Source organism: Dickeya poaceiphila (assembly GCF_007858975.2).
GTDB classification, from domain to species: domain Bacteria; phylum Pseudomonadota; class Gammaproteobacteria; order Enterobacterales; family Enterobacteriaceae; genus Dickeya; species Dickeya poaceiphila.
Window position 1 is genome coordinate 1,628,689 of the sequence record NZ_CP042220.2, and the last position, 11,450, is coordinate 1,640,138.

The 11,450-nt window shown below is 48.3% G+C and carries 9 protein-coding genes; 4 read left to right on the top strand and 5 right to left on the bottom strand.

The features are described 5' to 3' along the window. The first annotated feature begins 6 nt into the window (after positions 1–6). On the top strand, positions 7–1,707 hold the full coding sequence (gene betA / locus Dpoa569_RS07325) for a choline dehydrogenase (protein ID WP_050569460.1): 1,701 nt from the start codon (positions 7–9) through the stop codon (positions 1,705–1,707). A gap of 115 nt (positions 1,708–1,822) precedes the next feature. Here the strand turns inward: betA and fabA are convergent, their stop codons facing one another. Together fabA and Dpoa569_RS07335 are read right to left on the bottom strand one after the other, a co-directional pair. Then, positions 1,823–2,341: a bifunctional 3-hydroxydecanoyl-ACP dehydratase/trans-2-decenoyl-ACP isomerase gene (gene fabA, locus Dpoa569_RS07330; protein WP_042871237.1), complete on the bottom strand. Its 519-nt coding sequence runs from the start codon at positions 2,339–2,341 to the stop codon at positions 1,823–1,825. A gap of 90 nt (positions 2,342–2,431) precedes the next feature. Then, complete coding sequence (locus Dpoa569_RS07335) at positions 2,432–4,162, bottom strand: AAA family ATPase (protein ID WP_042871234.1); 1,731 nt, start codon at positions 4,160–4,162, stop codon at positions 2,432–2,434. 208 nt (positions 4,163–4,370) lie between these two features. On the opposite strand from Dpoa569_RS07335, the gene matP reads away from it, so the two are divergent. Further along, on the top strand, positions 4,371–4,847 hold the full coding sequence (gene matP, locus Dpoa569_RS07340; RefSeq protein WP_042871232.1) for a macrodomain Ter protein MatP: 477 nt from the start codon (positions 4,371–4,373) through the stop codon (positions 4,845–4,847). Positions 4,848–5,003: 156 nt separating this feature from the next. Here matP and Dpoa569_RS07345 read toward each other — a convergent pair whose 3' ends face one another. Beyond that, the gene (locus Dpoa569_RS07345) at positions 5,004–5,189 is read right to left on the bottom strand and encodes a GhoT/OrtT family toxin (RefSeq protein ID WP_128569734.1); all 186 of its coding nucleotides are present in this window, start codon (positions 5,187–5,189) and stop codon (positions 5,004–5,006) included. Between the two features lie 599 nt (positions 5,190–5,788). Between Dpoa569_RS07345 and Dpoa569_RS07350 the strand changes: the two genes are divergently transcribed. Together Dpoa569_RS07350 and Dpoa569_RS07355 are read left to right on the top strand one after the other, a co-directional pair. Then, positions 5,789–6,064 carry a hypothetical protein gene (locus Dpoa569_RS07350; protein ID WP_042871230.1) on the top strand — a complete coding sequence of 92 codons (276 nt, stop codon included), beginning with the start codon at positions 5,789–5,791 and terminating at the stop codon, positions 6,062–6,064. A 1,233-nt stretch (positions 6,065–7,297) separates the two neighbouring features. Further along, positions 7,298–8,956, top strand: coding sequence for a methyl-accepting chemotaxis protein (locus Dpoa569_RS07355; protein WP_042871228.1), 1,659 nt, complete (start codon positions 7,298–7,300; stop codon positions 8,954–8,956). Between the two features lie 138 nt (positions 8,957–9,094). On the opposite strand, the gene Dpoa569_RS07360 is transcribed toward Dpoa569_RS07355, so the two are convergent. Together Dpoa569_RS07360 and Dpoa569_RS07365 are read right to left on the bottom strand one after the other, a co-directional pair. After that, a complete protein-coding gene (locus Dpoa569_RS07360) occupies positions 9,095–10,576 on the bottom strand; it encodes a PepSY-associated TM helix domain-containing protein (protein WP_042871226.1) in 1,482 nt (493 codons plus the stop codon). 135 nt (positions 10,577–10,711) lie between these two features. Continuing rightward, positions 10,712–11,140 carry a DUF2946 domain-containing protein gene (locus tag Dpoa569_RS07365; RefSeq protein WP_071604310.1) on the bottom strand — a complete coding sequence of 143 codons (429 nt, stop codon included), beginning with the start codon at positions 11,138–11,140 and terminating at the stop codon, positions 10,712–10,714. Positions 11,141–11,450 lie beyond the last annotated feature (310 nt).

Below are 11,450 nucleotides of genomic sequence, written 5' to 3' on the forward strand. Positions count from 1 at the left end.
GATGACATGGAGTATGACTACATCATTATTGGTGCGGGTTCTGCCGGTAACGTGCTGGCTGCCCGTTTGACGGAAGAGCAGGATGTCAGCGTGCTGCTGCTGGAGGCTGGCGGATCAGACTATCGACTGGATTTCCGTACCCAGATGCCTGCCGCATTAGCCTGGCCACTGCAGGGACGGCGCTATAACTGGGCTTATGAAACGGCTCCAGAGCCGCATATGAATAACCGTCGTATGGAGTGTGGACGCGGTAAAGGGCTTGGGGGATCATCGCTGATCAATGGCATGTGCTACATTCGCGGTAATGCGATGGATTTTGAACACTGGGCCAGCCAGCCCGGTTTAGCGGACTGGCGTTATCATCATTGCCTGCCGTATTTCCGCAAGTCGGAGCGGCGTGACATTGGCGCTAATGTATATCATGGCGATCAGGGACCGGTATGTGTGACGACACCCAAAGCGGGAAATAACGAGCTTTTTCATGCGATGGTCGATGCAGGCGTACAAGCGGGTTATCCGCGTACGGATGATCTGAATGGCTATCAGCAGGAAGGGTTTGGCCCTATGGATCGTACTGTGACTCCCCGTGGGCGCCGCTCCAGCACCGCTCGTGGTTATCTGGACATGGCGCGTGGACGTCCGAATTTAACTATCGTGACCCATACGCTGATTGATCGCATTGTGTTTGACGGCTCGCGGGCTACAGGCGTCAGTTATCTGCATGGCAGCAGTAACCAGTCACAGTACATCTCCGCGCGGCGGGAAGTGTTGCTGTGCGCAGGAGCCATTGCATCGCCACAGATATTGCAGCGCTCTGGCGTTGGTCCGGCTGATTTGCTGCGCAATCTGGATATTCCGTTGGTGCAGCACTTGCCGGGGGTTGGGCAGAATCTGCAAGATCATCTGGAAATGTATTTGCAATACCGTTGTAAACAACCGGTTTCGCTCTATCCGGCGCTAAAGTGGTTTAATCAGCCGAAGATTGGCGCTGAATGGCTGCTTTTGGGTACCGGCATCGGCGCCAGTAATCAGTTTGAAGCAGGTGGGTTTATTCGTAGCAGCGAAGCATATGACCGGCCTAATCTGCAATTCCATTTCTTACCGGTGGCCATCAATTATAACGGTACTCAGGCAGTCCGTACGCATGGATTTCAGATACATGCCGGGTCGATGCGTTCGCCCAGTCGTGGCCGCATCCATGTGCGCTCTCGTAATCCGCGGCAGCATCCAGATATTCTGTTTAACTATATGTCCACCGAGCAGGACTGGCTGGAGTTTCGTGCAGCGATTCGTATTAGCCGGGAAATCATGTCGCAGCCAGCATTGAATCGCTATCGGGGTGAGGAAATAAGCCCAGGGTCGCAAGCGAAAACTGACGACGAGCTGGATGCGTTTATTCGCCAGTATGCGCAAACCGCTTACCATCCTTCCTGCTCATGCAAAATGGGACTGGATGCGATGGCAGTGGTGGATGGTCAGGGGCGGGTTCATGGCCTTAGTGGATTGCGGGTAGTCGATGCATCGATCATGCCGCAGATTATTACGGGCAATCTTAATGCCACCACCATCATGATGGCAGAGAAGGTAGCTGATCGCATCCGTGGACGTGTGCCCTTACTACCTGACCATGTACCCTTTTATCGTTGCAGCAAAGGGGTCAGTAATTGTAGGAAAGAGGCAGATACACAGGGGAACATTATTAATTAGGAGGAATTGTAACGTGAAGGAATACAGAAAAATCGCAGATAAAGCTGGAGACAAGGAGCGCCTTGAACCGCGTTTATAGCAAAACGCGACGTTTACGCCGCGTTTTTTCCAGATATCAGAACGTGCTGGTGTCTTTGAACAGACCTACTTTCAGGTCGGTCGCAGTGTAAATCAAACGGCCATCCACCAGAACTTCGCCATCCGCGATGCCCATGATCAGCTTACGGTTGATAACGCGTTTGAAGTGGATGCGATAAGTTACCTTTTTAGCATCCGGCAGCACCTGACCGGTGAATTTCACTTCGCCCACGCCCAGCGCGCGCCCCTTGCCTTCACCACCCAGCCAGCCAAGGTAGAAGCCTACCAACTGCCACATAGCATCCAGGCCCAGGCACCCAGGCATTACCGGGTCGCCAATGAAGTGGCAACCGAAGAACCACAGTTCTGGATGGATGTCCAGTTCTGCTTCCACATAGCCTTTTCCATGCAGACCACCTTCTTCGGTCATCGAGATGACACGATCCATCATCAGCATGTTGCCAGACGGCAGTAGTGGCCCTTGTGGACCAAACAGTTCACCGCGTCCGCTGGCGAAAAGGTCTTCTTTGGAATAGGAATCGCGTTTGTCTACCATGTTTCTATAAGCCCTGTTTTTGTGGAGCAGGCAGGTTAGCGTACAGATGTACGCTGAGCAAGTCCGTTGCTTCTGGCCCAACCAGTTTCCTTATCGAAAAAACCACGGGAAGCGGCGTCGCTCCTGAGGTGACAGCTGTGCAATGCGTTCACGGATTGCGGCCAACAGGCTGGGCTGCTGGTCATCATCGTACGGTACCTGAGTTAACAGCATCAGTGCTTCGGCTACCGAATCTACAGCATAGATATGGAATTGTTCTTCGCGCACTGCGTCGATAACGTCTGGTAACAGGCATAAATGACGCTGGTTGGTTGCCGGGATAATGACGCCTTGTTTGCCTGTCAAACCACGGCGCTGGCATACCTCGAAAAATCCTTCGATCTTTTCGTTGACGCCACCAATCGGTTGTACATGTCCAAACTGGTCGACAGAACCGGTCACCGCCAGTTGTTGATTGATCGGAAATTGCGACAACGCACTGATCAAGGCGCTGAGTTCAGCCAGTGAAGCGCTGTCGCCGTCAACTTCGCCATAGGACTGCTCAAACACGATTGAAGCAGAAAACGGCAGTTGTTGTTCCAACTCCAGTTCGGAAATCAGAAATGCCTGCATGATCATCATACCCTTGGCATGAAGATTACCGCCCAATTCTGCTTTACGCTCAACATCGGTCAGCTCGCCATCTCCAGGATGTACGACGCAACTAATTCGGGTTGGTTCGCCAAACATCAGCGGATAGCCAGCGTATTCCAGCACCGACAGACCATTAACCTGACCAATAATGTCGCCTTCGGTTTCGATCAATACTTGGCCGAGTTCGATTTCATCTTGCATACGCTCGGAGAGATAACCTTCACGCCAGCGGCGTGCTGTGACGGCATCAATGATCGCTTGTCCGGTAATCTCTTCCTCACGGGCATAGAGTGCGGCGTGTTTAAGCTGGTGGGTCAACCATTGCGGGCATAAGGGAACATTGCCCTGATCACCACTGTAGCGTACTGCCAGTGTGAACAGTTCTGGCCAGGCGTCAGCAGTCAGCAACGGCAATTGATTTTCCAGACACAAGGCATTGATGTAAGAACACCAGTGCACCATGTCTTCAGGTTCGATCAACTGGAGGTGCGATTCAAATTCACCGTAGATAGCCAGTTCACCCAGCTCCGGTTCCATGTCATGGATGTCGCCCAGACTTTCACGATCACCGAGCACTATCAGACGCAGGTCGATAGGCATTGATGGAATTTCTACCGGTAGAGGTCGCCGTTCGTCGGGCGATAGCCAGTGGTACTGACCATCAATGATTATCTGCTTTAGCCGTAGCCACATCAGTGGTTGAGCCAGTAACGTTCGGGCGGACAGGATCAACGTGCCGCCATTGACGCGATGCAGCAGGCCAGGTTGCAGGCTGATGTCATCTTTGTACATGCGCACGCAACCAAATAGCTGTTCCGGTTCGATCCACTCCTGATAGCCGCAACGCAGCGTCGCTGCGAAATTATCATCTGTGTACTGGGCTGGCTGGATGCTGATCTGACGACCATCAATGTGATAACGGCAGCCGTGCGGCATTTCTGACTGCTGGCCAGGCAATTGAGCGATGGCATTGGCAATCACTGCCAGATAAGCGTTATTCTCCTGAGCTTTCAATAACATGAACCGGGACGGTGAGCGGGGATGACAGAAAATCGTCAGCGCATCGGCCAGCCGCGGCTGCACCATGGAGAATTCGGCGGGGGCAAGTTGCGCTGCCTGGGAAAATAACGTTTGATATGGCGTATGATCGGGCAGCAGTTGCTGCCATTCGAGTCGGTTACTGGTCAAAGTATCTGCTGTAGTTGTTTAAAGGGAAAGGGCGATTATACAAGAATTCTTAAGGCTGCATATGTGCTGAGAGTGAAGAGGTTAGCAAGAAAGCATTCAGGGCGCATTTTGGATGAAAAATAATCAATCAGGGATTGCCTGTTGCGTGGATATCGGGCAACAATGGGGACAAGTTCAGGCACGTTACACGGTCACTAAAGAATAATGTATGAAATATCAACAACTAAAAAATCTTGAGTGCGGCTGGAAGTGGAAGTACCTGGTCAAAAAACATCGCGAGGGCGAGCCTGTTACGCGTTTTATTGAGCAAAGCGCGGCTGATGAAGCGGTAAGCCGTTTGCTGAAAATGGAAAACCAGCCGGTATTGGTTTTGGAGTGGATTGCTCAGTGCATGAATCCGATGCTGGAAAACCGCATGAAGCAGACGATTCGTGCCCGACGTAAACGGCACTTCAACGCTGAACATCAACATACCCGTAAAAAATCTATCGATCTTGAATATCTGGTTTGGCAGCGTCTGGCGGCGCTGGCACAGCGTCGTGGCATAACTTTGTCAGAAACTATCGTGCAATTGCTTGAAGATGCAGAGCATAAGGAGAAGTATGCCAGTCAGATGTCGCTGCTAAGACAAGATCTTCAGGCGATGTTGGAGCAACCACAGTCGGAAAACGAATTACCGGATTAATAGGTGCGCGCGGTTAAGACACGATTGCTTGGTTAAGGTCATGTTTGATTGAGATGCTGGTACAGACTCAGCCACCATGAATTATCAATGTTTGTAGTGACCGTAGCCGAACCGGACAATGAATATCATGTCTGCTAATTGATTAAGTAATAATAATTAAAAAAATGAAAAAACGATCACTACGGGAAAACTTAATGGCCAGGTGATACCGATTAATATTGCAGCCAGAAAACGCATAACCAAAGAATTATCCTTACTCATAAAAAAAGTAAATAGCATTGAGACCGAAAGGCCAAGGAAATACAGGGTTCTTATCATTTCCCACAGATGATGGTGCGACACTTTTATTTCCTTATGGTTGCCGGGGGGCGTATTCTATGCTGTTAAAATTTTCTGATCAATCTATTAACCATGCCCGAATGGTACCCGGATAGACATACCAGCAGGCAGCCTTGTGACATGGGCACAGTCACGTCATTCTGTATCTTCGTCAACGCAGTAACAATCTTCCTCATTTCCAACTGACGATGTCTGTCAAATGTTAACAAGCTAGCTTCTTGTCATAGGCGCAATCTGCGGCGAAGCTTACGTTGTAATAATATTACGCGTATTTCTAATTTATTTTTGACGGACATGTCAAAGAATGAAGATCAGGAAAAATCTGAATTTATTTGTTCATTTTTTCGATGATTCTTTACTTTGTAAACTGAACGGTTGATTGAAAACGATAAACTAATCCACAGCAGGTTGCTGCTGTTGTAGGGATAAATGGTGATTGAAATAACCTAAATAAAACCGTGATGTATATCACATTTAATAGGTGTATTTTTTATGTTTTTTTGTTGTTTTGATTACATATATATTAATTTTTTGTTTCAGTATGGACTTTGCCAACATACTGGCATAGTTTGAGATTTTATCCTGCCATAAAAGGTAATGAAATGAGTGAGATATCAAGTCTGTCACTGAAAATCCCTTCGGAGCTGAAAGAAAAGATCAAAGCGGCCGCGTTGGAAAACGAGGTTTCTATCAGCGCTGAGGTCAGTGCCCGTTTGCTGAGAAGTTTTGATATCGAAGACCATGCCCATGGGACTGATGAGGCAGAGATCGTTGATAGTCAGAATACCGAAGAAATCGTGGAGCAGCCACTGACAGCAAAGGAAATCAAGAAGCTTCGTCAACTGCTGAAAGGCAAGGGTCTGTCCAGGAAGAAGTAATTCCTCTCATCGCACATGCTGTATCCACAGTAGTGATACAGCATGTATCTCGCTTATGTCTCTCTTAATTCAACTGCTTTAGCCCCCAAGAGTAGAGGCCAATGTGCTATGGAGGGAAATGTTTGTTGGAGAAGACGAGCTACGACAGCGCTTGCTGATATCTGAATATGGCTTGAATAAGCGTCAGTCTACTTAATTTCATGGGAAAAAGAGAGAATAGTTTTTGCTTGTTGGTCGATACCTATTTTGAAACTAACGCCAACTGAATTGTATAACTTATTATAAATCATCAGAATGACGGGTGTAAGCCACAAATGCATCTGAATAAAATAAGAGAAATTTATCATCCTAAACATCCTTAAAAAGATAAATATCTGGTCGGTTTTTCCAAAATTAATAGAGCATTTCTCTGTGTGATAATGGAATGGTATTAATTTCAAAGAGAAACGTTATCTGAGATAACAGGATTTCCTGAATGGGAAAATTTACGTAAGTGATTACATGATGATGTGGAGCGTTCTATAATATTTTTTTGCCGTCAATCACAATTCACTTATCATTACTTTTATAATGTGAAAGAATCCATTATCTGTGTAGTTACCCGAACAGGGTGGTTGCGCTGTTAATGGGGAGGGCAGGATGCCTTATTCGGTTATTGTTAATAGCGGGTATACCCAAAATAATGTGAGTTGCAGGACAACATGCACTGCGTGTTGAACAACGCAACGCGTTGGCCCGTCAGGACAAGGCTTATGATGAACGTTGTCACGCGGCAAGTGAGTGTGCTGGCGGCAGCCCCACAGGAGTGAGGCTTAGGATGGGTTGGGTAATAATAAAGTCAACGCACCTGCAACGTGAAGTATGACGGGTATATAAATAGCCATGCCATGGTATGAGCTGATTCATGGCAGGAAATGATAATCATGGAGGAAAAATGATTTCCTGTACTGTAATAACATGCTGGTACGAAAAGTGTATCAACATGAGTGATTCAGAATCTGATCTTGACTCATTGCGGCTAGATCATACCAGTTCTATCGTGCTATGCGCAGGTAAGAGATTTGTGTTATTACTTCACCTTGCTTTCCTTATATCCAGGCAGAGATGGCGTGCCCATGGTTCATATTGTAATGGAATGGATTTATTAAGGTATGAAACTTGGTAAATATAAATTATTTACCACTCGATTTTTATTGGATTGCAAACGAAAGGATTTTGTTAAAGGAGCTTGAGATGAATTTTTCTAACTTTAAAATAGGTTACAGACTGGCAATCGGGTTTTCATTTCTTATCATGATGCTACTGATTGCCGGTGGGGTGGCGTTAAACAAATTGAGCGATTTTAGCCGAGAAATGGATTACGCCGTTTCTGATCTTTATCCACTGACGGCAAAAGGAAATAAACTGATTGGCGAATTAAATGACGCTTTATTGGGGCAGCAGTTGGTGTTGGTGCTGGATTCTGATTCCGATATCCGAAACAAATCTGCAGAAATTAAACGACATTCAGAAGAGATTACAACGTTATTAGCTGATTTAAGTAAAAATGCTAAAGATGAGCATTCTGTCAGTTTGCTTAAAGGCATTCAGCAAATTCGCAGCGAGTATAGCGTGTCGGGAAATAAATTGATGGATCTGATCAGTCGTGGTAATAAACGAGAAGCTGTAGCAGAGTTAATGAATGTGTCTCAGGCATTGCAGCAAAAATATAAAGCTAAAGTCGCCGAGTTCGTCGATTATCAGAATGACCAAATGAATAGCGCCCGCGAAGCGGTACAACAAAGCTATCGCGAGGTTCGTATGATGCTGTGGTTCGTCTTCATTATTAGCATTGTGGCTGGCGGGTTTATCGCATGGGGAATTACCCGTAGCGTGACGCATCCGTTGCAGGAGGCGTTAATGCTGGCTGAAAAGGTTGCTAAAGGCGATTTGACATCCGAAACCTCCGTCTGTACGCAGGATGAAACCGGTAAGTTGCTGCAGGCGTTGTATGAGATGAATGGCAATCTGCGCAATATCGTTACCCAGGTGCGTGATGGCGCCGAAACCATTTCTTCTGCTGCATCGCAGATTGCAGCGGGTAATCAGGACCTGTCTGCACGTACTGAGGAACAGGCCAGTTCGCTGGAGCAGACCGCGGCATCGATTGAACAACTGACCGCGACTATCAAGAATACGGCGGCAAATACAGAGCACGCGGCTTCGCTGGCGGGTCAAGCTTCCGGTATTGTCCGTCAGGGTGGTGACATGATGGCGAATGTTACGCGGGAAATGCGTGAAATACGTAATGCCTCTCAGCGAATGGCAGAAATTATCGGTGTTATTGATAGTATTGCCTTCCAGACCAACATACTGGCCTTGAATGCGGCAGTTGAAGCTGCACGGGCAGGTGAACAAGGTCGGGGATTCGCCGTTGTGGCCAGCGAAGTTCGGGCGTTGGCGCAGCGTAGTGCCAATTCCGCCAAGGAAATAAAATCCCTGATTGATAACTCGGTACAAAAAGTGCAAGAAGGCATGTTGCTGGTGGAAAATACGGAACAGACTATGGGCGAAGTGATTGATAATGCGCACAATGCAGGTGATGTTATCACTGAAATTGCCAAAGCTGCTCAAGAGCAGAGCGAGGGTATTAATCAGATCAACCTGGCGATAGGGCAGATTGATACCACAACACAACAGAATGCGGCATTAGTCGAGGAATCCGCCGCTGCAGCGCTGTCGTTGCAGGAGCAGGCGCAAACGCTGGCAAAAACCGTCAGTGTGTTCAAACTGACCCCCCACTTATCCGGCAATGGGACGGCACGACGCCAGTTTGATGAGAAAGGGCTGGTGGGGCTACCGGATGTAAAAGATGGGAGTGTGCCTGACAAACAGGAATGGGCAACATTCTGACCGGAATGATGCCTAATCAAAACGGCAATGCGTAATTGAGTGGCTGCGTTTTTATATCCACATGCAGCCAGATTGATAATCAGGAGCGCTGCTATGAGCGCTCATTAATTGACAAAACTTTCGGTGGGTAGGCAAGGGTCAGGTTATCTGTTGCTGTCTCGACCAGCGCCAGATATCGATCAGCAAGAATAGCATCAAGCTGATTCCCATAACTGGCAGACTGAGAGCCAGCATACTTGTAATAACCAGAATCAGCAGACGGAAGCGGCCATTCAGTTGCAGGAAAGCCATCGTTAAGGTTTGTGCCGGGTTCCGTGTGGGGAGACGCGTCGGGCGTCGTGCCCACCACATCCGATATCCCCATGCAATCAGGCTACATAGCGCGATACCAAAGGCTGCGAGTAATAGCTGATTGGGTAGGCCAAACAGAATTCCCATGTGTGCGTCAATCCCCCATCGCGTCAATTTAGCCGCTAATGGATAGTCGGTGAAGTTGACTTTGTCTATCACGCGGAATGTCGTTGGATCAATCGCTACGGCATCAACTTGTGTCGGCCATGACCGATCAATTTCACTCACAGTCCACGCTTGCTGAGGTTTGAGCGCCGGGCGAATCTCTATTTTCCCAGCATCAATACCGGCTTTTCTGGCCGCAGCCAGTACGCTATCGACGGTGCTTTGTAATGCCATGGGGGAGGGTGCCATCGGCATCGACATCATGCTGTGCTCCGCGTGAGGTGAAGCAAGAGAGACCGGTATCGAGTCCAGTCTGGTATTGACTGACGGTGTTTGCCAACCCATAACTGCACGAAACTGAGCGATGTGGTTACCTGCCCAGCGTGACCAGGTTAGGCCGGTTGCTGAAAAGAATAGCAACCCTATGAGCAACATCAGGCCTGTGAGAGCGTGATTGCTGCGTAATTGCTGGCGTTGCCAGGCGGGGCTTGGACGCGTGGTTGGGGAGGCTCGGCGTAGACGAGGGGGGCTTTTGCGAGTCGATAACCAGATATACACACCACCCAACGCGGCAATCCATAACCAGGACGCGGCCAATTCACTGTAGTGACGACCGATATCGCCCAACAACAGGTTTCGATGCAAATAATCCAGACTGATACGGAATGGCAGTATGCCGCTGGTTCCATATGTTGTCAGCGCACCACGGATGTCGAGTGAGACTGGATCCACGAATACGGCGAAACTTTCGGATGGACCAAGGTCCGGCAGAGCGTACAACACCCGTGTCGTCTGTCCGCCCCCCGGTGCTGGACGAACCGCTATCAGCCGGGCGTACTGGGCTTTATCACCTAAAGCATGAGTCGCTGCCGTAATCTGTTGCGATAATAACCGGGGCGCGCCGGTAGTGTTAGTAAATAACTGGTGAGAATAGAGTTTTGCTTCAATCTGTGGCGTAAGGACATATAGGGTTCCGGTCAGTGCCGCAATAAAGATGAACGGGCCAACGAATAATCCAATATAAAAATGCAATCGCAGTAATAATGCCTGTAATGCCGCGCTCTGAGAGCGAACTTGATGGTCACGATATGTATCGTGCGCAGGCGGTGCATGTGTGAGTGTTTCTGCTTGAATAAACGATGTCTCGGTTTTTGACTCGGACATAAAACCTCCGCAATAGAGTAAACCAGTAGCCGACAATAAAACGTATTTCTCCTGTCGGCAGGCACAGTTGTTACGTGGCATCTGAGATGATGATCCCATCAATAAAACCAGTCGTAAGCGGTATCGGACACCACGTCAGTGAACAAACGCTTGCTGATGAGGAGGCGCGCGCGGTAATGGTGACAGGAAGTGTGGGGTATAAAGCAGGGTAAATATGGAGTACATCGACAGCCAGCGAGGTAGCCAGGCTGTTGGGATTGGTTGAAGCCAGCCCGATAATGCCAGTAACGGCAGATAAGAAAGCAGGACACAATAACCACAAGCGGCATGATCCATGCCCATCTTTTCTTTATCCTCAGCTGTCTTCATGGCTGAGGGTATGACGTGGTGGCTGTGATGGTCCGGGATGGCGGCTATCACCGGTAATGAATGGTGTGGCGGCGTTTGAACGTGATGGCGGGTTCCCAGTGATTGCGAAATGGGAGGGGCCAAAAAGATTATAACAAAGGCTATTATCCCAACCCAGGCAGGGAAGTGCCGTTGTCTTAGCTCAAACAGGGACATGCGCTACATACGGTGATAAGAAAAAAGCAACATGGGCGGCACTGTACCCGATCATGGCATAATGGTTAAGAAAATGTTCTTTTCTGATCGTATCAGGTGAAAAAACTACGCTTTGCTTTCCAGAAAACATCGGTTAATAACCTTCAGAGCCAGAAGTTTCTTGCTACTGCAGCCATGTGAGAGGAAAATTTGGTCTGGTTGCTAAACGGACTATTCTGGAGCATTTCTAGCGATATATCCGTTATGGTTTTTCATACGGAAACGGTGGTTTGTCATTTATGTGTGTCAATGTTGTTTAAACGATGACCTA